The sequence below is a fragment of the Microbacterium sp. KHB019 genome (assembly GCF_037285405.1).
Taxonomy (GTDB): domain Bacteria; phylum Actinomycetota; class Actinomycetes; order Actinomycetales; family Microbacteriaceae; genus Microbacterium.
The window spans coordinates 663,888-684,715 of record NZ_JBBDHF010000001.1 but is presented as its reverse complement, the minus strand read 5'-3'; the positions used below and the strand labels follow the sequence as shown (position 1 = coordinate 684,715).

Annotated in this window: 19 protein-coding genes; 14 read left to right on the top strand and 5 right to left on the bottom strand. The window is 66.7% G+C overall.

Annotated elements, in window-relative coordinates:
* Positions 1-17: 17 nt before the first annotated feature.
* The 6 genes from truB to KHB019_RS03390 all read left to right on the top strand — a co-directional run bounded on the left by truB (position 18) and on the right by KHB019_RS03390 (position 6,243).
* Entirely contained in the window at positions 18-911 is an 894-nt protein-coding gene (truB, locus tag KHB019_RS03415) for a tRNA pseudouridine(55) synthase TruB (RefSeq protein ID WP_337458070.1), read from the top strand.
* Positions 908-1,276, top strand: a complete 369-nt coding sequence (locus KHB019_RS03410) for a hypothetical protein (protein ID WP_337458069.1) — start codon at positions 908-910, stop codon at positions 1,274-1,276. Before truB ends, KHB019_RS03410 begins: the two co-directional genes overlap by 4 nt.
* Before the next feature lie 46 nt (positions 1,277-1,322).
* Positions 1,323-1,763, top strand: a complete 441-nt coding sequence (locus KHB019_RS03405) for a hypothetical protein (protein WP_337458068.1) — start codon at positions 1,323-1,325, stop codon at positions 1,761-1,763.
* Positions 1,760-2,716, top strand: coding sequence for a bifunctional riboflavin kinase/FAD synthetase (locus KHB019_RS03400; protein ID WP_337458067.1), 957 nt, complete (start codon positions 1,760-1,762; stop codon positions 2,714-2,716). Before KHB019_RS03405 ends, KHB019_RS03400 begins: the two co-directional genes overlap by 4 nt.
* A 149-nt stretch (positions 2,717-2,865) precedes the next feature.
* On the top strand, positions 2,866-5,001 hold the full coding sequence (locus KHB019_RS03395; RefSeq protein WP_337458066.1) for a DEAD/DEAH box helicase: 2,136 nt from the start codon (positions 2,866-2,868) through the stop codon (positions 4,999-5,001).
* A gap of 213 nt (positions 5,002-5,214) precedes the next feature.
* Positions 5,215-6,243 carry a 6-phosphofructokinase gene (locus tag KHB019_RS03390; protein WP_230103428.1) on the top strand — a complete coding sequence of 343 codons (1,029 nt, stop codon included), beginning with the start codon at positions 5,215-5,217 and terminating at the stop codon, positions 6,241-6,243.
* Between the two features lie 130 nt (positions 6,244-6,373).
* On the opposite strand, the gene KHB019_RS03385 is transcribed toward KHB019_RS03390, so the two are convergent.
* Positions 6,374-8,467 (bottom strand): S9 family peptidase, encoded by a 2,094-nt coding sequence (locus KHB019_RS03385; protein WP_337458065.1) that lies wholly within the window; start codon positions 8,465-8,467, stop codon positions 6,374-6,376.
* A 154-nt stretch (positions 8,468-8,621) separates the two neighbouring features.
* Here KHB019_RS03385 and KHB019_RS03380 point away from each other — a divergent pair, with 154 nt between their 5' ends.
* The 3 genes from KHB019_RS03380 (at position 8,622) to KHB019_RS03370 (ending at position 11,939) form a co-directional block, all read left to right on the top strand.
* Positions 8,622-10,082, top strand: a complete 1,461-nt coding sequence (locus KHB019_RS03380) for an inorganic phosphate transporter (protein WP_230103426.1) — start codon at positions 8,622-8,624, stop codon at positions 10,080-10,082.
* Complete coding sequence (locus KHB019_RS03375) at positions 10,079-10,414, top strand: peptidase (RefSeq protein ID WP_230103425.1); 336 nt, start codon at positions 10,079-10,081, stop codon at positions 10,412-10,414. The genes KHB019_RS03380 and KHB019_RS03375 overlap by 4 nt, the downstream gene beginning before the upstream one ends.
* 64 nt (positions 10,415-10,478) lie before the next feature.
* Positions 10,479-11,939 carry an aspartate ammonia-lyase gene (locus tag KHB019_RS03370; RefSeq protein WP_230103424.1) on the top strand — a complete coding sequence of 487 codons (1,461 nt, stop codon included), beginning with the start codon at positions 10,479-10,481 and terminating at the stop codon, positions 11,937-11,939.
* On the opposite strand, the gene KHB019_RS03365 is transcribed toward KHB019_RS03370, so the two are convergent.
* Complete coding sequence (locus tag KHB019_RS03365; RefSeq protein ID WP_230103423.1) at positions 11,936-12,805, bottom strand: fumarylacetoacetate hydrolase family protein; 870 nt, start codon at positions 12,803-12,805, stop codon at positions 11,936-11,938. The two genes, KHB019_RS03370 and KHB019_RS03365, sit on opposite strands and share 4 nt — an antisense overlap.
* A gap of 60 nt (positions 12,806-12,865) precedes the next feature.
* Here KHB019_RS03365 and KHB019_RS03360 point away from each other — a divergent pair, with 60 nt between their 5' ends.
* The 3 genes from KHB019_RS03360 (at position 12,866) to KHB019_RS03350 (ending at position 15,371) form a co-directional block, all read left to right on the top strand.
* Positions 12,866-14,101 (top strand): PrsW family intramembrane metalloprotease, encoded by a 1,236-nt coding sequence (locus KHB019_RS03360; protein WP_230103422.1) that lies wholly within the window; start codon positions 12,866-12,868, stop codon positions 14,099-14,101.
* Positions 14,102-14,297: 196 nt separating this feature from the next.
* A complete protein-coding gene (locus tag KHB019_RS03355) occupies positions 14,298-14,666 on the top strand; it encodes an FKBP-type peptidyl-prolyl cis-trans isomerase (protein WP_230103421.1) in 369 nt (122 codons plus the stop codon).
* Between the two features lie 150 nt (positions 14,667-14,816).
* Positions 14,817-15,371: a YceI family protein gene (locus KHB019_RS03350; protein WP_230103420.1), complete on the top strand. Its 555-nt coding sequence runs from the start codon at positions 14,817-14,819 to the stop codon at positions 15,369-15,371.
* A gap of 27 nt (positions 15,372-15,398) precedes the next feature.
* Here KHB019_RS03350 and KHB019_RS03345 read toward each other — a convergent pair whose 3' ends face one another.
* The gene (locus KHB019_RS03345) at positions 15,399-16,685 is read right to left on the bottom strand and encodes an MFS transporter (RefSeq protein WP_337458393.1); all 1,287 of its coding nucleotides are present in this window, start codon (positions 16,683-16,685) and stop codon (positions 15,399-15,401) included.
* A 144-nt stretch (positions 16,686-16,829) separates the two neighbouring features.
* Here KHB019_RS03345 and rpsO point away from each other — a divergent pair, with 144 nt between their 5' ends.
* Positions 16,830-17,099, top strand: a complete 270-nt coding sequence (gene rpsO, locus KHB019_RS03340; protein ID WP_230103419.1) for a 30S ribosomal protein S15 — start codon at positions 16,830-16,832, stop codon at positions 17,097-17,099.
* A 183-nt stretch (positions 17,100-17,282) separates the two neighbouring features.
* On the opposite strand, the gene KHB019_RS03335 is transcribed toward rpsO, so the two are convergent.
* Positions 17,283-18,287 carry an isopenicillin N synthase family dioxygenase gene (locus KHB019_RS03335; RefSeq protein ID WP_230103418.1) on the bottom strand — a complete coding sequence of 335 codons (1,005 nt, stop codon included), beginning with the start codon at positions 18,285-18,287 and terminating at the stop codon, positions 17,283-17,285.
* A gap of 73 nt (positions 18,288-18,360) precedes the next feature.
* Complete coding sequence (locus KHB019_RS03330; protein WP_230103417.1) at positions 18,361-19,485, bottom strand: acyltransferase family protein; 1,125 nt, start codon at positions 19,483-19,485, stop codon at positions 18,361-18,363.
* Positions 19,486-19,601: 116 nt separating this feature from the next.
* On the opposite strand from KHB019_RS03330, the gene KHB019_RS03325 reads away from it, so the two are divergent.
* Complete coding sequence (locus tag KHB019_RS03325) at positions 19,602-20,828, top strand: LLM class flavin-dependent oxidoreductase (RefSeq protein WP_337458064.1); 1,227 nt, start codon at positions 19,602-19,604, stop codon at positions 20,826-20,828.

Genomic DNA, 20,828 nt, shown 5'->3' with positions numbered 1-20,828 from the left:
CTCGGTAGGCTGGGGGCATGGTCTCACCCGGCATCCTTCTCGTGGACAAGCCCGGTGGGCTCACCAGCCACGACATCGTCGCGCGGACGCGCCGTGCGTTGGGCACGCGCAAGGTCGGCCACGCCGGCACGCTCGACCCGATGGCCACCGGCCTGCTCGTGCTCGGCATCGAAGGGGCGACGCGGCTTCTGACGTACATCGTCGGCGCGGACAAGACCTACCTCGCCACCATTCGCCTCGGTCAGGCCTCGACCACGGACGACGCAGAGGGCGAGATCACCGTGCGTGCCTCGGCCGAGGACGTGGATGCCGTGACGCCCGTCCGGCTGGCGGACGGGATCGCCGCCCTCACCGGCCCCATCTCGCAGGTGCCGAGCTCCGTGTCCGCGATCAAGGTCGACGGGAGGCGCGCGTACGACCGTGTACGCGCCGGCGAAGAGATCGAGCTCAAGGCGCGGGCGGTCACCGTCTCGCGGTTCGAGGTCCTCGCCGAACGTCGCGGAAACGGCTTCCTGGATCTCGATGTGGTCGTGGACTGTTCGTCCGGCACGTACATCCGCGCGCTCGCACGCGACCTGGGGGAGGCCCTGGGCGTCGGCGGGCACCTGACGGCGTTGCGGCGCACCAGGGTCGGACCGTTCGACGTCGCGGATGCTGCTGATATCGAATCCCTCGAGGGCGCGAGCACGCTCACGGCTGCTGAAGCCGCGGCGAGAGTGCTCGACCGACTGGACGTGTCCGCACAGGAGGCTCGCGATCTGCGCCACGGCAAGCGACTCATCGATCACGCGGAACGGCTGCGAGGCCGGCAGGCCGCGGCGATCGACGAGGACGGCGTCCTGGTCGGCGTCGTCGAACGTCGTGGCCGCGACCTCAAGAGCGCGATGAACATGCCGGAGGAGACTCGGTGATCCTGTGGTTCACGAACGTCCAGATCGTCGTGGCGGTCGCAGCGGGGCTGTTCGCCGTCATCGCCGGGCTCATGGGCCGACGCCCGAGCGACTACACGGTCGGTGCGCTTGCGCTGGTCGAGGTTCTCCTGATCGTGCAGGTCGTCATGGCGATCATCGCCCCCTTCGCGGGCAATCCGCCCAGTGGCGACCTGCTCGAGTTCTGGGTGTACCTGGTCTCTGCGGTGCTGCTGCCCATCGGCGGTGTGATCTGGGCGCTGCTCGAGCGCAGCAGGTGGAGCACCGTCATCCTCGGCGTCATCGCCTTCGCCGTCGCGATCATGCTGTGGCGCATGGAAGTTATCTGGACGGTCCAGGTCGCCTAGCGCCCGGCATCCGGCGGCATCGCGCGCGCTTAGGATGGAAGACGCTATGACCACCACCGAAACCCGACAGCGGATGACCGGCATCGGCCGCGTTCTCGTCATCGTCTACGCGGTCATGGCGCTCGCCGCCACCGGCCGGAGCTTCGTGCAGATCATCCGCCGGTTCGACGAGGCGCCGCTCGCGTACTCGCTCTCGGCTCTCGCCGCCGTCGTCTACATCATCGCGACGCTGGGTCTCGTTCTGGCCGGCCGGCGCGGCTGGTACACCGTCGCGTGGGTGGCGATCGTCTTCGAGCTCGCCGGCGTCCTCATCGTCGGCGCTCTCAGCCTGACGGCCCCGGAACTCTTCCAGCACGACTCCGTGTGGTCGGTCTTCGGCCGCGGGTACCTGTTCATCCCGCTCGTCCTGCCGATGTTCGGCATCTGGTGGCTGCGTACGCATCGCCCCGTCGTGCGCACGACGGCTCCTGCAGAGGTCATCGCGTGATCGTCTTCCGTGGCCCGAGCGAGGTACCGGCGGACTTCGGGAGGTCGGCCGTCGCGATCGGCAAGTTCGACGGCGTGCACGCCGGACACCGGGCTGTCATCGAGCGCTTGAAGGCGGATGCCGCGGCATCCGGTGCACGCTCCGTGGCCGTGACGTTCGATCGCAACCCGCTCGCGCTTCTGCGCCCCGAGCTGTGCCCTGACAACGTCGTCTCCACCGATCGCAAGCTCGAGCTCCTCGGAGGTCTCGGCTTGGACGCCACGCTCTTGCTGACATTCGACAGCGAACTCGCTTCGCAGTCGCCTGAGGCGTTCGTCGAGCAGATCCTGGTCGGCGCTCTGCACGTGTCGACTGTTCTCGTCGGAGAGGATTTCCGGTTCGGCCATCGGGGTGCCGGGACGCCCGAGCTGCTTCGAGAACTGGGGCCGCTGTACGGATTCACCGTCGACGTGGTCGATGACGTGTACCTGGAGGGTTCGGACCGGCGCGTCTCGTCGAGCTGGATCCGCGAGCTTCTCGCTGAAGGCGATGTCGCGACGGCGGAGCGTGCGCTCGGTCGGGCCGTCGACGTCCGTGGAGAAGTGGTGCACGGCCTCAAGCGCGGGCGCGAGCTCGGATTCCCCACGGCGAACCTGTCGGAGACCGTCGACGCTTTCGTCCCGGCCGACGGCGTCTACGCCGGCTGGCTCGAAGATCACGACACGGGCATCCGGTATCCCGCTGCTGTCTCGGTGGGAACGAACCCGACCTTCGACGACGTGCTCGTGCGTCAGGTCGAGGCGCACGTGATCGACGAAGACGCGCTCGACCTGTACGGTCACGACGTGACGGTGGAGTTCACGCAGCGCCTCCGCGGCATGGTCGCCTTCGAGGGAATTGACGCTCTGATGGTCCAGATGACAGCGGATGTCGACGCCGCGCGCGCGATTCTGGGCTCAGATGCTCTAGGATGAGTGTGGTTCTCGACGTTGCTGGTGCGGATTTCGCGCATCGCTGAGCGCGAGAACGACGTCCGCACGGTCCTGGCTCACGCCACACGCGGGCGACTCGTACGGCACGGACCGCCTCCGACGGCGATCCGGTATTCACGCTCAGGAGGAGCATGCCGACTTCGGCAACTGCCGCGACGCGGCGCAGGAAGACATCTCGTCGTGATGACGAGGCCCCGCTGATCCCGATCCTGGCCCGCAAGGTCCGCGAGATCGAGGCGAAGGCACAGCGCGGCAAACTCGGCCCGACGAACAGGGTCAAGTTCCAGGTGATCGCATTCCTGGTGCGCGAGGAGCGCGCCAGGGTGAAGACGGATGACGCGTTCAGCGACTCCGCGCGCGCCGAGCTGCTCAAGCGGCTCGACGGCGTGGCGACGATCCTCGCGAAAACCGCAGCACGCGACACCTCGCTGATCCAGCTGCTCGAGGCCGATCAGGCCACGAGTCCAGTCGCGAAGCGCATGCGCCGCGATTGGCTGCTCGAGTCGGGTGCCGAGCTGGCGCCCGAGGAGCTCATCATCACGGACATCGCTCCCGTGCAGACCCCCGTCGTGCCGGCCGCTCTCGCCGAGAAGCAGGTGACGCCCCCATCGGTCGAGTCCCGCCAGCTCGCGAATCCCTTCCTCGCCCCCGATCTCACCCCGCGACCCGCGACCACTCCGCGTCGTCGCTTGGACGGGTGGGAGCTCATGGGCCCGCTGTACAAGGCTTTCGAGACGGGGGCCGGAGGTTCGTCGGCGACGATGGAACTGCCGCCGCTGCCCGAGTACGACCACATCTCGCCCAAGGGGCTCGAGGTGATGGTGCACCAGTCCCGCTTCCTCGAAGCGGTGCGCGCCGGTCACCGCAGCTTCCTGCTGGCGGACGAGCCCGGCCTCGGCAAGACGGCGCAGTCCGTGCTCGCAGCATCCCTCGCGGACGCATACCCGTTGCTGGTCGTCGTCCCGAACGTCGTCAAGATGAACTGGGCGCGCGAGGTCGAGCGGTGGACACCGCAGCGCCGTGCGACAGTCATCCAGGGCGACGGCACCGACATCGACGCGTTCGCCGACGTGTTCATCGTCAACTACGAGATCCTCGATCGGCATCTGTCGTGGCTCGGTTCGATCGGCTTGAAGGGCATGGTCGTCGACGAGGCGCACTTCATCAAGAACCTCTCGTCGCAGCGTTCGCAGAACGTGCTGGCGCTGGCCTCCCGGATCCGGGAGCACACGCGCAACCCGCTCATGATGGCCCTCACCGGGACTCCGTTGATCAACGACGTCGAGGACTTCGACGCGATCTGGCGGTTCCTTGGGTGGACGACGGGAGACAAGCCGGGCTCCGAGCTGATGGGCAAGCTGGATGCCACCGGCCTCACGCCGGCGGACAAGGCGTTCTACGGTGAGGCGCGAGACGCCGTCATCTCGATGGGCATCGTCCGGCGCAAGAAGAAGGACGTCGCCGCCGATCTGCCGGACAAGCTGATCGCCGACCTGCCAGTGCAGCTGGACGACGAGTTCGGCCGCGGCATCCGTCAGGCGGAGCGCGAGCTGGGCGAGCGCCTGGCAGCCAAGTACCGTCGCATCATCGAGGCACGTGGCGACCGCGGGCTAGCCGAGGGCGAGATCGACGAGGACATCGTCCGTCTCGTCGCGCACAACGAGCTCGAGGAGTCGAAGGCCGCTGGCACCGGTGGAGACAACGTCTTCACGATGGTGCGCAAGATCGGTCAGGCCAAGGCCGTGCTCGCCGCCGACTACGCGGCGCAACTGCAGCGCTCGGTCGGCAAGGTCGTCTTCTTCGCCAAGCACATCGATGTCATGGATCAGGCCGAGGCGCACTTCGCGTCATCCGGCATCCGGTACGTCTCGATCCGAGGCGACCAGACGACGCCCGCTCGTCAACAGGCGATCGACGATTTCAACGGCGACGAGAGCGTCGGCATCGCGGTGTGCTCGCTCACCGCAGCCGGTGTCGGGCTCAACCTGCAGGCGGCGTCCAACGTCGTGCTCTCCGAGCTCAGCTGGACCGCGGCCGAGCAGACGCAGGCGATCGACCGTGTGCACCGCATCGGCCAGGACGAGCCGGTCACGGCGTGGCGGATCATCGCCGCGCACACGATCGACACCAAGATCGCGGAGCTGATCGATCAGAAGCAGGGCCTCGCTGCCCGCGCTCTCGACGGCGAGGCCGTCGATGAGACGGCGAGTGAGCCCGTGCAGTTGGCTGCTCTGATGCATCTGCTGCGCGAGGCGCTCAGCATCTGAACCACACGGATTCGCCCGCAAGAATCGTCATTCTTGCGGGCGAATCCGGTGCCTATCGGACGGTTGACCGTGGAACGCGCCCATCCCGTCGAAAGCGGGTGCAAGATCGGGCATTCTCGCGCCTCGTGAATGGCATCCGGCACTGATGCCCACTAGGGTCGAGAGCAGGCAGCGTCGCCGATTCCCCCACCCGAAACGTCCGAAGGCATCAGCATGAAGATCGGCATCCTCACCAGCGGCGGCGACTGCCCCGGCCTCAACGCAGTGATCCGCGGCGTCGTGCTCAAGGGCACCACGTCGTACGATCTGGAGTTCGTCGGCATCCGCGACGGCTGGCGAGGCGTCGTCGAAGGCGACTTCATGCCTCTCACGCGACACGAGGTGAAGGGTCTGTCGAAGGTTGGCGGCACCATCCTCGGCACCAGCCGGACGAACCCGTACGAGGGCGAGCGCGGCGGAGCCGACAACATCGCCAAGACTCTCTACGGTCACAAGATCGACGGCATCATCGCGATCGGCGGCGAGGGAACGCTCGCTGCTGCTGACCGACTGTCCAAGGACGGCATCAAGGTCCTCGGTGTGCCGAAGACGATCGACAACGACCTGAGGGCCACCGACTACTCGTTCGGCTTCGACACGGCGGTGAACATCGCGACCGACGCGATGGATCGCCTCCGCACGACCGGCGACTCGCACCAGCGTTGCATGGTCGCCGAGGTCATGGGCCGCCACGTCGGATGGATCGCACTCCACGCAGGCATGGCCGCCGGTGCGCACGTCATCTGCATTCCCGAGGTGCCGATGTCGATCGACGAGATCGCCGCGCTCGTTACCAGCGCTCATGACCGCGGACGTGCGCCGCTGGTCGTCGTGTCGGAGGGCTTCAAGCTCAAGGGCATGGACGAGGCGTACAGCGACAAGGGGCTCGACGCGTTCAACCGCCCGCGCCTGGGCGGCATCGGTGATCAGCTCGCCCCTCTGATCGAGCAGATCACAGGAGTCGAGACCCGGGCGACGATCCTCGGGCATATCCAGCGCGGCGGATCGCCCTCCGCCTTCGACCGCGTACTCGCCACGCGACTCGGTCTGCACGCGGCAGACGCGATCGTCGAGGGAGCATGGGGGCAGATGGTCGCGATGAAGGGCACCGACATCGTCCGCGTGCCGTTCGAGGAGGCCCTCGGCGAGCTCAACACCGTCCCGCGCTACCGCTACGACGAGGCTGCAGCGCTCTTCGGCTGATTTGTAGAGCGCTCTCGCGGCGCCGAGCCCCCGTCTTCGCATCGAGACCCCGTCGTACGCCGGTGCCTACGACGGGGCGTCGGCCATAAGGCGGGGGCTCGAAGCCGGGCGGCGACGGAGCCGCGACGACTCAGGCGAGCCCGAGGCGGTCCAGCATCCAGGAGAGCTCGAACGAGCGCTCGCGCCACGCGTTGTAGCGACCGCTGACCCCGCCGTGTCCGGCGGCCATCTCGCACTTGAGCAGCACGTCCTGCGCACCGACGTGCCGGAGAGCAGCCACCCACTTCGCCGGCTCGACGTACAGCACCCTCGTGTCGTTGATCGACGTCATCGCGAGGATGGGCGGGTAGGCGGCATCCGTCCGCACGTTCTCGTACGGCGTGTACGTCTTCATGTACGCGTACACCTCGGGGTCGTGCAGCGGATCGCCCCACTCATCCCACTCGATGACCGTGAGCGGCAGCGACGGATCGAGGATCGACGTGAGCGCATCGACGAACGGCACGGATGCCAGGATGCCGGCGAACGACGAAGGAGCGAGGTTCGCCACCGCGCCCATCAGCAGGCCTCCGGCGCTGCCGCCCTCTGCGACCATCCGTTCGGGCGACGTCACGCCGCTGGAGATCAGATGCTCGGCGCACGCGACGAAGTCGGTGAAGGTGTTGCGCTTGTGCTGCAGCTTGCCTTCCTCGTACCAGTTGCGGCCCATCTCGCCGCCTCCTCGCACGTGGGCCACCGCGAAGATCACGCCTCGGTCGAGCTCCGAGAGCCGGGCGACAGAGAATCCGGGATCGATCGAGTGCTCGTACGAGCCGTAGCCGTACAGGTGCAGAGGGCGGACCTCAGCGCCCGGGTCGCCGAACGACTTCTTCCACACCAGCGAGATCGGCACCTTCGTGCCGTCGGCCGCCTCGGCCCAGCGCCGCTCCTGCCCGTACTCCGCCGGTTCGTACCCGCCCAGCACCGGTTGCTGCTTGCGCAGCACCAGTTCGCGTGTGGCGAGGTCGAGGTCGTACACGGTCGCCGGCGTCACGAACGACGTGTACGACAGGCGCAGGAACGGCGAGTGCCACTCCGGGTTGCCCGTAGGGCCTGCCGAGAAGAGCGGCTCATCGAAGCGCAGCTCCTCAGTGGTGGCGGATGAGTAGTCGAGCAGGGCGACCCGCTCGAGTCCCTCGCTGCGGTACCCGACGACGCCGAAGTCGCGGAAGCAGTCCACACCGAGGATGCGTCGGCCCGGCTCGTGCGCCATGACCACCCGACGCCCGCCCTGCGGGTCGGATGCCGCCACCGAGACGAGCTCGAAGTCCAGAGCGTCCTGGTTGTGCAGGATCAGCAGCCGGTCCTCACCGTCGACCACGGCGTGCTCGACCTCGTACTCGACTCCCTCGATGCGCGGCCAGATGAGTCGGGGCTCGGCCGTGATGTCGCCCTGGAGGTCGACGAGGTACTCCTCGCTGGTGATGCTGGAGCCGACGCCGATCACGAGGTAGCGGCGGCTGCGTGTGATGCCGGCTCCCAGCCAGAAGCGCTCGTCCGCCTCATGGAACAGTTTCACGTCGTCCTCGACTGGGGTGCCGAGACGGTGCAGCCACAGGGTGTCGGGGCGCCACGCGTCGTCTCTGGTGGTGTAGACGATCGCACTGCCGTCCGGAGTGAAGAACCCTCCGCCCGTTCGCGGGATCTCGTCGGCGAGCGTCTCGCCGGTCGCGAGATCCCGAACCCGGATCGTGTACAGCTCGTCGCCGTCGTAATCCGGGGCCCAGAGGAGCCTGGTCGCATCGTCCGACACGTCGAACGAACCCAGCGAGAAGAACTCATGGCCCTCGGCTTCGACGTTGCCGTCGAGCAGGATCTCCTCGCCGGGGACGGGCACGCCCGGCTCCAGGGTCGGGGGAGTCCAGTCTCCGGGTTCGGCCGCAGCTCGGCAGTGGATGCCGTACTGCGATCCTTCCTCGCTGCGGCTGTAGTACCACCAGTCGCCGCGTCGCGACGGCACGGAGAGATCTGTCTCCTGCACGCGGCCCTTGATCTCCTGGAACAGCTTCTCGCGGAGCTCCTCGAGGTGGGCGGTGGCGGTGTCGGTGTAGGCGTTCTCCGCCTCGAGATGGGCGACGACCTCGGGGGAGTCCTTCTCACGCAGCCATTCGTACGGGTCGTCGAACGAGTCTCCGTGGTGTGTGCGGATATGTGAACGGCGTGGGGCGTGCGGAGCGTTGGTCACGGTTCAACGCTATCCCGTGTCGAGTTGACCGGTAGAGAGGTCGGTGCGAGGATTGTGCGGGCCCGGTAAACGGATGTGAAACCCACGATGAACTCTTCGTTCGTCACGCCGATCACGTCGGCACAATCCTGCTTCGTCGACCTGAAAGCGAACGGTGGAAACCGCAGCCCTCATTGTCGTGCTGGTGATCGCACTGGCACTCTTCTTCGACTTCACCAACGGATTCCACGACACCGCGAATGCGATGGCCACTCCCATCGCAACGGGCGCTCTCAAGCCCAAGACGGCGGTCCTGCTCGCGGCGGTATTGAACCTCGTCGGCGCGTTCCTCTCCACGGAAGTCGCCAAGACCGTCTCCGGCGGAATCGTCAACGAGGGTGACATCTCGCACGCGTTGCTCCCGTCGCTGATCTTTGCCGGACTCATCGGCGCGATCACGTGGAACATGCTGACCTGGCTGCTCGGCCTCCCGTCGAGCTCGTCGCACGCCCTGTTCGGCGGACTGATCGGTGCGACGCTGGTCGGCGTCGGCGTGGCAGGGATCAACTTCGGCGTCGTGATGTCGAAGGTCGTTCTGCCGGCGCTGATCGCGCCCCTCACCGCCGGCCTCATCGCCTTCGCAGCGACCAAGATCGCGTACGGCATAACCCGGCGCTACGACGGAAAGCCCGACGGACGATCCGGCTTCCGCCTCGGCCAGATCTTCACCTCGTCGATGGTCGCCCTCGCCCACGGCACCAACGACGCGCAGAAGACCATGGGCGTGATCACTCTCGCGCTCATCACGGTCGGGTGGCAGTCCGGCGAGCGCCACGAGCCGCAGCTCTGGGTCATCGTCGCGTGCGCCGTCACGATCGCGCTCGGCACCTACCTCGGTGGATGGCGGATCATCCGCACGCTCGGCAAGGGACTCACCGAGGTGAAGCCGGCTCAGGGCTTCGCAGCGGAGAGTTCGACGGCGGCCACGATCCTGGCGTCCAGCGCGCTCGGCTTCGCCCTGTCGACCACGCAGGTCGCATCGGGATCGGTCATCGGCTCGGGGCTCGGACGTCGCGGCTCGCAGGTGCGCTGGCGCACAGCGGGACGCATCGCACTCGGGTGGCTGCTCACGCTGCCGGCTGCCGGCGCCGTTGGAGGGCTGGCCGCGCTGCTCGTGGTGTGGCTCGGCACAGTCGGCGTCCTCATCGACGCCGTCCTGGCCGTTGCCATCATCGTCGGGCTGTTCCTGCGCTCGCGCCGCAACGAGGTCACGCACGCCAACGCGATGAGCGACGTCGCCGACTCGGGACACGCCGTCGAGCATCCCGACGTGCCGCCGCCCACGCGGCGCCAGTCGCGCATGGAACTCGTCCGCGCGCTCGATCGCGCGGAGCGCAAGGCAGAGGAAGCCGAGAAGGCGGGTCGTCGCGCACGCAAGCTGAAGAAGAAGGGCGGCTCCGCCGCCGAGGTCAAGGCGGCTCGGAAGGCCGCTGATCGCGCCAACCGCAAGCTCGCCGAGGCGCAGAAGGCCGCGCAGGACTGGGAGACTCTCAGCGCCAGTCGGCGCGCTCGCGCCGAACTCGCAGAATGGGACGTCTCTGAGGAAGAGGCCGCGCGCAGGGAGGCACAGCGATGAGCGTCGAGATCGATTGGATGGCCTTCGTCAGCGTCTTCGTCGCTGCGCTGGTCGGCGCCCTGCTGATCGTCGGCTTCTACGCGACAGGCGTTCGGCTTCTCGTTCGAGCGGGTCGCGTTCCCGTGGTCACGCCGGCGGAGTTCACCGACGCGATCACGATCATCTCCGACAAGGAGGCGAAGCGGGCCGCGAAGCACGCGGCCAAGGCTGCGCAGAAGAGCCCGCTCTCCGAAGGTCAGAAGACGCTCGCGCTCATCGGCGCCTACATCTGCTTCGTCTTGTGCGGCGCTGCTGTGCTGTCGGGCGTCCTGCTGATCGTCTTCAACCACTGACGGCGGCAATAGGATGGTGGCATCCCCCGTTTCACTGTTCCGCCACCACCCACAAGGAAGTGACATGGCATTTGCCGCGCCCGCATCGACCCGCACAGAGACCGACTCGCTCGGGAGCATGGAGATTCCCGCAGACGCATACTGGGGAATCCACACCGCTCGCGCCGACGCGAACTTCCCGATCTCGAAGCGCCCGATCTCGGTGTACCCGGACCTGATCCGCGGTCTCGCGATGGTCAAGCAGGCCAGCGCGCGTGCGAACAAGGAGATCGGGGTACTCGATCCGAAACGCGCCGATCTGATCGACGACGCAGCGCAGCGCGTCATCGACGGAGAGTTCCACGACCAGTTCACCGTCGGCGTCATCCAGGGCGGCGCCGGAACGTCGACGAACATGAACGCGAACGAGGTCATCACCAACATCGCGCTCGAGATGGCAGGGCGCGAGAAGGGCGACTACGACTTCCTCTCGCCGATCGACCACACCAACCGCAGCCAGTCCACGAACGACGTGTACCCGACGGCCATCAAGATCGGTCTGTCCCTCAACCTGCAGTCGCTCCTCGACGAGCTCGACCTGCTTCGTCGTTCGTTCCTCGGCAAGGCCGTCGAGTTCCACGACGTGCTCAAGGTGGGCCGCACCCAGCTGCAGGATGCCGTGCCGATGACGCTGGGTCAGGAGTTCCACGGATTCGCGACCACCCTCGGCGAGGACCACTCGCGCCTCACCGAGAACGCCTCGCTCATGTTCGAGATCAACATGGGCGCCACCGCGATCGGCACCGGCATCACCACGCACGGCGACTACGCGCCGGCAGTGCTCAAGCATCTGCGCCGGATCTCCGGTCTCGATCTCGAGACCGCGAGCGACCTCGTCGAGTCCACGAGCGACACCGGTGCGTTCATGTCCTTCTCGTCGTCGCTGAAGCGCAATGCGGTCAAGCTGTCGAAGATCTGCAATGATCTGCGTCTGCTGTCGTCCGGCCCGCAGGCGGGTCTCGGCGAGATCAACCTCCCCGCGAAGCAGGCAGGTTCCAGCATCATGCCCGGCAAGGTCAATCCGGTCATCCCCGAGGTCGTCAACCAGGTGGCCTTCTCCGTCGTCGGCGCCGATACGACCGTGACGATGGCGGTGGAAGCAGGGCAGCTTCAGCTGAACGCCTTCGAACCGGTCATCGCGCACTCGATCTTCCAGTCGATCACGTGGATGCGGCAGGCGATGTGGACCCTGCGCGTCAACTGCGTCGACGGAATCACCGCGAACGAGGATCGCCTGGGCGCCATGGTCGGTGCATCCGTGGGCGTCATCACGGCGCTGACGCCGTTCATCGGCTACGCCGCGGCTGCTGCTCTCGCGAAGACGGCACTGCTGACCAACCGCAACGTCGCGGACCTCGTGGTCGAGGCCGAGCTCATGACGCGCGAGGAGGTCACCAAGCAGCTCTCGCCTGCGCGCCTGTCCGGCCTGGAGGCCGTGACGGCGGCGATCAGCGTGATCCCGCCGGAGGACATGATCCAGATTTAGTCGTAGATTCGGCAGTGCGTGGTGAGCTCGCCGATGCCGTCGATGCCGACCGTCACGGTCGAGCGGTCCCGCAGGAAGATCTGAGGGTCCCGCGAGTAGCCGGCGCCGCCAGGACTGCCGGTCGAGATGAGGGTCCCTGGCTGCAGCGTGATCGACTGCGACAGGTGGGCGATGAGCGTCGCCACCGATCGGACCATCTGCCCGGTGCTGGCATCCTGAACGGTCTGACCGTCGACGACCGTCCAGATGTGCAGATCCTGCGGGTCGGGGATCTCGTCGGCTGTCACCACGAACGGACCAGTCGGGGTGAAGCCGTCGAACGACTTGCAGCGCGACCACTGCGCTTCGGCGAACTGGATGTCGCGTGCAGTGATGTCGTTGACGACCGTGTAGCCCCAGACGCTGTCGAGCGCGTCGTCGACTGAGACATCCTTCGCCGGGCTGCCGATGAGCACGCCCAGCTCCGCCTCGTAGTCGACGGACTCGCTGAGGGAGCGCGGCCAGCCGGTGGTCGCATCGTGGCCGGTGAGAGAGTTCGGCCACAGTGTGAAGACGGTCGGCGCGGTGTCGGTCTTCAGGCCCAGCTCGCTGGAGTGGGCCGCGTAGTTCAGCCCGACCGCCAGGACCACGGGCGGGGCCACCACGGCCGACGCGAACCCGAAACCGGTGAGCGGATGCCGCGGCGCCGTGCCCTCGGCGACCGCCGTGCGCAGGGCCCCGAGCAGATCATCGCCACCCTCGATGAGCTGCTGCAGCGTGGCAGGAGCGGGGGAGACGAGATCGGAGACGAGGATCGCGGTGGACTCTTCGATGACGGCGAGCTGGAAGTCGGAGGAGTCAGAGCCGCGCAGATGGGCGAAACGCATGCTTCTACGCTACCGGTCGCGCATCCGTGACGGCGTACCGTCGACCTCTAGGCTTTGGCTATGACTTTCGGAGGATCCGCCGAACCGAGCAACAGGCGACCGCAGTACTCACCGCCGGCCTACGGGCAGCAGCAGGCCTATGCCTCCGCACTCGCCCAGCCGACCGCGTACGCACCGCCCGCGCCCGTGGTGACCGCGCCGGGCCCTGCGCTGCCGGCGCTTCCGGTGCCGGCCAGGCGGGGCCGCACCGTGTCGATCTGGCTCTTCGGCATCCTCGGCTTCGTGCTCGTCGCGCTGATCGGGTACTTCGTGTGGGCCCTGGGTGCCGTGGCGTCCGGCATCGGACTGGTCATCGCTCTCGTGCCGCTGGCGATCGTGTTCCTCGGTGTGTACATCATCGACCGCTGGGAGCCGGAGCCGAAGCTGATGATCGCCTTCGCCATCGCGTGGGGTGCGATCGCTGCGATCGGCATCACGCTGCTCGTCGACCTCGCGATCACCCTGGCGATCGGTCTGCGCGCCGAAGTTCTGAGTACGGTCATCCAAGCACCGATCATCGAGGAGATCGCGAAGGGCATCGGAATCTTCATCATCTTCCTCATCGGCAGGCGCGCGTTCGACGGGCCCATCGACGGCATCGTCTACGGAGCGCTGATCGGCGGCGGGTTCGCATTCACCGAGAACATCCAGTACTTCGCGATCAGCCTCATCGAGGGCGGCGGGACTCAGCTGACGGCGACCTTCGTCATGCGCGGCCTGCTCTCACCGTTCGCTCACGCCATGTTCACGAGCCTCACCGGGTTCGCGATGGGGCTCGCGGCGCGCCGCCACGCTTCCAGGAGCGCCGTGTTCGGCACCGGGCTGATCGGGCTCGTGGGCGCGATGCTGCTGCACGGATTCTGGAACGGTTCCGCCGTCTTCAGCGACTTCTTCGCGGTATACATCACGCTGCAGGTGCCGCTGTTCATCGGATTCATCCTGGCGATCGTCGCGCTGCGACGCGAGGAAGCGCGACTGACGCGGGAGAGGCTGGGGGAGTACGCCGCCGCAGGGTGGTTCACACCGGAGGAGGTGACGATGCTCGCGACCCCTGCGGGACGCAAGGTGGGCATGAAATGGGCGTCGACGCTCAGCGGCGACCGCCGAGCCTTGATGAAGCAGTTCATCAAGGACGCCACGGCTCTGGCCGCCGTCCGGCAGCGCGCCATCACCGGTCGGGATGCTCTCGCTGCCGACGATGAGCGCGCTCTGCTGACCCGGAGCACGGCGACGCGGGCGGCCCTGCTGGCTTATTGACGCGCGCACCCTTGACACACGCCACGAGTGGGTGCACCCTGGTTTCAGATCAACTCAGCGCCCGGGAGTCTCGCAGGCATCGCCGCAGCACCGGGCGCTGAGTCTTGCTGTGGAGCAGCTCCCACCCGGTCCGTGTTCGCTGTCGGCTGTCGTCATCGCGTTGACCGAGAGTGACGGCGCAGGGTTGTATGGAGGCATGACTGATCGCACAAAGCCCGAGTTCGACGCCCCTACCGGCCCTGCTCCCGCAGAGCTCGTCATCCGAGACATCATCGAAGGCGACGGAGCCGAGGCGCAGCCCGGCGACACCGTGACCGTGCACTACGCGGGTGTCGAATTCGACACCGGCGAGGAGTTCGACTCCTCGTGGGGTCGTGGCGAGACCATCCAGTTCCCGCTGCGCGGCCTGATCCAGGGCTGGCAGGAGGGGATTCCCGGCATGAAGGTCGGCGGACGCCGTGAGCTCACGATCCCGCCGCAGCTGGCGTACGGTCCTGCTGGCGCCGGCCACTTCCTCTCGGGGAAGACCCTCATCTTCATCATCGACCTGGTGGCCGTCGGCTGAGCCGGCGCCCGCTGAGAAGACCCTCGTCCATCGCCCGGGCGGGGGTCTTCTGTAATTTCGAGAATTTCGGAATACATGCAAACGCATGCGAGTTGTGTCTGTGTGAACGCCGCGAAGCGGCACAGACCTGATCTCGAGGAGAAACCCCGCATGACCACGATCGACGTCCCCGGTTACCGTTCCGGCACCTGGACCCTCGACCCCGCTCACAGCGAGGTCACCTTCAGCGTCCGCCACATGATGATCTCGAAGGTGCGCGGCACATTCGGAATGAAGAGCGCGACGCTCGTCGCCCCCGAGAACCCCCTCGATGCCAAGGTCGAGGCATCCGTCGACGTCACCTCCGTCGACACCAAGGACGAGGGCCGCGACACGCACCTGCGCTCCGCTGACTTCTTCGACACCGAGAACTTCCCGACCATGGAGTTCGTCTCCACCGGCGCACGCGTCGAGAACGGCGACTTCTTCGTCGACGGAGATCTGACGATCCGTGGAATCACGAAGCCCGTGAGCTTCGAGTTCGAGTTCGGCGGCTTCGGCGCCGACCCGTGGGGCAATTACAAGGCCGGTGCCTCCGCGACGACCGTCATCAACCGCGAGGACTTCGGCCTGACCTGGAACGCAGCCCTCGAGACCGGCGGTGTGCTCGTCGGCAAGGACATCACGATCAACCTCGATCTGCAGGGTTCGCTCCAGCAGGACTGATCGCCGGTTCGCGAACCCCGCGTCCGCTCAGGGCGCGGGGTTCTCTGCGTCGTACTCACGGAAATGCGGCGTGAGGCGCACCAGCAGAGCGACGAGCGCGATGACGGCGAGGCCGCCAAGCAGGGGCGGGAACCAGAGCGCCGTGAACGTCGCGAGCGTGCCGGCGTACAGGGCTCCAAGCCGCGGTCCGCCTGTGACGACGACGACGAAAACGCCCTGCAGCCGACCCCGGATGCTGTCGGGCACGGCGGCCTGCATCATCGTGTTGCGGTAGATCGAGCTGACGTTGTCGGCGGCGCCCGATGCCGCGAGAACGATGCAGGCTGCGACGATCAGGCCGAGGTTGACCGCGGTCTCACTGGCCGGCGGCATCCACACCCCGATCAGCAGGATGACGCCGAACGCGAGAATCGACGCTCCGTAGGCCTGGATGGACCGCTGGATGCCGCGACCGTGCCACCGATAGCGCACGACGCGACCGGAGAACAGGCTCGACAGGAAGGTGCCGGCGGCGACCGCTGCCGTCAGTGCGCCGGTTGTGACGGCGCCACCGCCGAGCAGCAGGGTGCCGAGAGCGGGATAGAGGGCCACTGGTTGCCCGAAGGTCATCGCGACGATGTCGAGGATGTACTGCATCCGGATGTTCTTCGCCCGCTTGAGGAAGCGCCAGCCGTCGACGAGCGATTCGAGTCCGGGGCGGACTATGGTGCCTTCCGGCCGCAGCGGAGGGAGGGTCCAGAGCCCCAGGAACATCGCCAGCATGAGGACGACGTCGATCGTGTAGGTCCATCCGTAGCCCGTCGTTGCGACGAGAACGCCGGCGAGAGCTGGGCCGACCATGACCATGATGCCGATCGTGATGCCGTTCAGGGCGGATGCCGGCGCCAACAGTTCGCGAGGGATCAGGCGGGGGATGATGGCTGTCCGCGTCGCCATTCCGACCGAGTTGGCTGCCGCGTTGATGATGCTCAGCGCATACAGCCACCAGATCGTCTCGAGGTGCGTCCAGGTGAGGATCGCCAGCATCAGAGTGGAGACGAAGGTGATCACGGCGGCGATGAGACCGACGATGCGGCGATCGAACGCATCCGCCAGCATCCCGCCGTACAGGCCGGCGAGGATCATGGGCACGAGCCCGGCGACGGCGACCATCGAAACGGCGAACGTGCTCTGCGTCAGCTCGAATACGTGCAGCATGATTGTGACGAGTGTCAGCTGGCCGCCCATGCCGGCGAGGGTCGATCCGATCCACAGGCGAGTGAACGCCGGGCTCGCGCGGAAGGGGCGAAGATCGATCAGGGCGCTGCTCACCAGTCGAGGCTAGCCGGTCTCCATCGTTCCCTGAGCCTGTCGAAGGGCTGGTAGACTCTACAGGTTGCCGTTTGATCGGCCGCGGATAAAGAGAGCCCACGCATCAGGCGTCGGGCGCCGCGCAATGACTGAAAGGGGATCGAATCTATGGCACTGGAAGCAGACGTCAAGAAGGCGATCATTGAAGAGTACGCGACGCACCCCGGTGACACCGGATCCCCCGAGGTGCAGGTCGCAATGCTGACGCAGCGCATCAAGGACCTCACCGAGCACCTCAAGGAGCACAAGCACGACCACCACTCGCGTCGTGGCCTGTTCCTGCTCGTCGGTCAGCGCCGTCGTCTGCTCGGCTACCTCCAGGATGTCGACATCGAGCGTTACCGCTCGCTGATCGAGAAGCTCGGACTGCGCCGATAACGACCAGCGTTCAATCGCGCAAAACTTCTTGGAAGGCCGCCCCGGGTGTGGGGCGGCCTTCGTCGTATCCCGGTCGCGCCACCGCGTGCCGAATCCCAGACGTTGCGCTCCGCTCGCGGCGTGTCGCGGGGGCTCCACGCCGGGACCGACGCGGTTCGTCTGGGATTCGGGCCGAGGCGGGACTCAGGACGTGGGGCTGAGCAGATCCGCGTGGTGGATCTCCACGACGTTCGGGTGCGCGCGCAGCCGGTAGCGCAGGGCGTTCTCGCCGTACACGCCGTCGATCGGATTCTCGCCCTCCCCGGAGACGCCGCGCGATTGTGCACGCAGGTCCTCTGGGAGGTCGATGACCGGCACCTGCGAGTCCAGCGCGGGGTTGAAGAAGAACGGCACCGAGACCCGGTCCTCCGGAGCCTTCGGCGAGATCACGCGATGCTTGGTCGCCTTGAGATAGCCCCCGGTCGCGTACTCGAGCATCTCGCCGATGTTCACGATGAACGCATCGTCAACAGGCGGGGCGTCCACCCATTCACCCTCGCGCTCGACCTGCAGGCCGCCCTTGCCCGGTTCGACCCACAGCAGAGTGAGAACCCCGCCATCCTTGTGGATCCCGACGCCCTGCTGGGGCTCGGCGGCGTCCGTGCCGGGATACCGCACGATCTTGAGCAGGCTCTCGGCGTTTTCGAAGGCGGCGTCGAAATGAGTGGGGTCTGCGCCCAGGGCCTCGGCCCAGCTGCTCAGAAGCTTGCGTGAGATGGCGGTGAGGTGCCCCTGCCAGGTCTCTGCGACCTCGCGAAGCTCCGGCTGGGCTTCGGGCCAGAGGTTCGGGCCGATCAGGCGGTTGAACGCGGGGCCGCCTTCGACCGGCGTCCGCTCCGGTCCGATGTCGATCTGCTCGCGCCAGTCGATCTTGCCCTGGGTGAGCTCTCCGCCGACGCGGGTGTACCCACGGAAATGCGGGCTGTGAACATTCTCGATGGCGAGCTTGGCGTCATCGGAAAGGGCGAAGAAGTCCCGTGCGGTCTGCTGCAGGCGGCGGAACAGCTCGTGCTCGATGCCGGTGCCGACGAGATAGAAGAACCCGACGTCGTGGGCGGCCACGGCCAGGTCCTCACGGAACTTCTCGGCGGCCGCAGGGCCCTGGTCCAGCTGGGACAGGTCGAGGATGGGGAGGTTCAGATCAGCCATGACCCGAGAGTAAGCCGGATTTCGAGAGGGAAGGGCGAGTGTTACGGACAGCCTTCATCGCCTCGAGTGCAGCTCAGCTGCGCGGTCGACGCGAACCCGTCGGGTCGTCCCTGCGCGACGTCTCGGCAAGGCGCGCGTCCGAGAACAACCATCGTGCGCGCGGTTCGATGAATGGGCGGAACACCCAGCGGACTGGCTTGGTGGCCAGCGCCAGGGCGATCACCACGGAGAGCACGATCACGGCGGGCAGCCAGAGCCAGGTCGGCTCCGCGTTGCGCAGGATGCCGGTTTCGCGGAACGGATACAGCACGAACGAGTGCAGCAGATAGACGTACATCGTGTACTGCCCGAACTTCGTCCACCAGTGCTCGCTGCGGGGGATCAGCGCGAAGAAGGCGACGCTGAGGACGAGGCCGATGACGATCAGCAGGAGACGGATGCCGCCGGACCACCACACGTGCGCGCCGAGGTCGGCGTACGAGTCGTTGTAGAAGAACCAGGTGTCGAGGTCGACGCGCTTCCAGAGGTTCACCCAGTTCCAGGCGACGTAGATGTCCACGGCGAAGATGACGATCGCAATCGCGCGCAGCCACCAGGGGCGGAAGTCGATCAGCCGCAGCCGATTCACCAGGTCCTTCTCGCGCACCCACCAGCCCAGGACGAAGAACGGCAGGAACCCGAGTGTCCGCGACAGCGAGAACGTGCTGTCGACGTTCGGAAGATAGCCGGCGCCGACGGATATGAGCAGGGCCCAGACGAGCGGCCATCGCAACAGGGCGAGGTAGGGGAGGATCAGTCGGAAGATGCCGAGTGCGAGCAGGAACCACAGCGTCCACGACGGCTGCGTCAGGTTCGGGTTGGCCTGCCCCTCGAATGCCCACTTCGTCAGGGTCCACAGCACCTCGAAGATCACGTAGGGCACGAGGATGTCGGTGATGACGCGGGCCATCTGCTTCTTCGTCGGCGGCGCGGACTTCGAGAAGTACCCGGCGATGATCGCGAACGCAGGCATGTGGAACGCGTAGAACGACAGGTACAGAGCCATCGCGATATCGGAGTCGTACGTCAGGCGCTGAATCGCGTGACCGAGGACGACGAGGACGATGCAGGCGTACCTGGCGTTGTCCCAGAACGGTACTCGGCGGCGAGGACGGGCGACGGATCCGGTGATCGGACCGGTCAGCGGGGTACTGCTCATGAATGAAGGCTACCGGCCGGGAATAAAGTTGCCTGGGCGGCGTTCTACCATATACATTCAATTGCATAGAAACGGATGCCACCCGCATCCGCCTCGAGAAACCCGGAGCACCCACGATGAGCGACCAGGCCGAAACCTCAGGCATCCAGTTCGGACTCTTCAGCGTCAGCGACGTCACCCAGAACCCGGTCACGGGTGAGACACCCAGCGAGCGTCAGAAGATCAAGGACGCGATCACGATCGCGAAGCACGCCGAAGAGGTGGGGCTCGACGTCTTCGCACTCGGTGAGCACCACAACCCGCCGTTCTGGTCCTCATCTCCGACCACCACTCTTGCCGCGATCGCCGCGCAGACAGAGCGCATCATCGTCTCGACGTCGACCACGCTCATCACCACGAACGACCCGGTGAAGATCGCCGAGGACTTCGCGATGCTGCAGCACGTATCGGACGGCCGCACCGACCTCATGCTGGGCCGCGGCAACACCGGTCCCGTCTACCCGTGGTTCGGCAAGGACATCCGGCAGGGACTGCCGCTCGCCATCGAGAACTACGCGCTGCTGCGCAAGCTCTGGGACGAGGACGTCGTCGACTGGGAGGGAAAGTTCCGTACGCCGTTGCAGGGCTTCACCTCGACGCCGCGGCCACTGGACGGCGTGGCGCCGTTCGTGTGGCACGGCTCGATCCGCACGCCCGAGATCGCCGAGCAGGCCGCCTACTACGGCGACGGCTTCTTCGCGAACAACATCTTCTGGCCCAAGGAGCACTACCAGCGTCTCATCGAGCTCTACCGTCAGCGCTTCGCGCACTACGGCCACGGAACGCCGGAGCAGGCCATCGTCGGCATCGGCGGTCAGGTGTTCATGCGCGCCAACTCGCAGGACGCGGTGAACGAGTTCCGTCCGTACTTCGACAACGCGCCGGTCTACGGCCACGGCCCGAGCATGGAGGACTTCACCGAGATGACTCCGCTGACCGTCGGCTCGCCGCAGCAGGTCATCGACCGCTACGCGGCGATGCGCGACACGTTCGGCGACTACCAGCGCCAACTGTTCCTCATCGACCACGCCGGACTCCCGCTGAAGGTCGTGCTCGAGCAGCTCGACATCCTCGGTGGCGAGGTCGTCCCTGTCCTGCGCAAGGAGCTGGCGAAGAATCGTCCGGCGAGCGTTCCGGATGCGCCGACCCATACCGCACGTGTCAAGGCCGCGTACGGGGACGGTCCTGCGCGTGAGGCGCGGCCGCGCGCGAACCGCGGTGACAACCTCACCGGCGGATCGCCCTACCAGGACTCGGCTGCACCCGCCGGTGCGGCATTCGGCCTCGGCCGGACGGAGGCATGA

Coding starts and splice junctions, on each gene's coding strand:
- truB (WP_337458070.1), top strand. CDS start 18: ATGGTCTCACCCGGCATCCTTCTCGTGGACAAGCCCGGTGGGCTCACC.
- KHB019_RS03405 (WP_337458068.1), top strand. CDS start 1,323: ATGACCACCACCGAAACCCGACAGCGGATGACCGGCATCGGCCGCGTT.
- KHB019_RS03395 (WP_337458066.1), top strand. CDS start 2,866: ATGCCGACTTCGGCAACTGCCGCGACGCGGCGCAGGAAGACATCTCGT.
- KHB019_RS03390 (WP_230103428.1), top strand. CDS start 5,215: ATGAAGATCGGCATCCTCACCAGCGGCGGCGACTGCCCCGGCCTCAAC.
- KHB019_RS03375 (WP_230103425.1), top strand. CDS start 10,079: ATGAGCGTCGAGATCGATTGGATGGCCTTCGTCAGCGTCTTCGTCGCT.
- KHB019_RS03370 (WP_230103424.1), top strand. CDS start 10,479: ATGGCATTTGCCGCGCCCGCATCGACCCGCACAGAGACCGACTCGCTC.
- KHB019_RS03365 (WP_230103423.1), bottom strand. CDS start 12,805: ATGCGTTTCGCCCATCTGCGCGGCTCTGACTCCTCCGACTTCCAGCTC.
- KHB019_RS03360 (WP_230103422.1), top strand. CDS start 12,866: ATGACTTTCGGAGGATCCGCCGAACCGAGCAACAGGCGACCGCAGTAC.
- KHB019_RS03355 (WP_230103421.1), top strand. CDS start 14,298: ATGACTGATCGCACAAAGCCCGAGTTCGACGCCCCTACCGGCCCTGCT.
- KHB019_RS03350 (WP_230103420.1), top strand. CDS start 14,817: ATGACCACGATCGACGTCCCCGGTTACCGTTCCGGCACCTGGACCCTC.
- rpsO (WP_230103419.1), top strand. CDS start 16,830: ATGGCACTGGAAGCAGACGTCAAGAAGGCGATCATTGAAGAGTACGCG.
- KHB019_RS03335 (WP_230103418.1), bottom strand. CDS start 18,287: ATGGCTGATCTGAACCTCCCCATCCTCGACCTGTCCCAGCTGGACCAG.
- KHB019_RS03330 (WP_230103417.1), bottom strand. CDS start 19,485: ATGAGCAGTACCCCGCTGACCGGTCCGATCACCGGATCCGTCGCCCGT.
- KHB019_RS03325 (WP_337458064.1), top strand. CDS start 19,602: ATGAGCGACCAGGCCGAAACCTCAGGCATCCAGTTCGGACTCTTCAGC.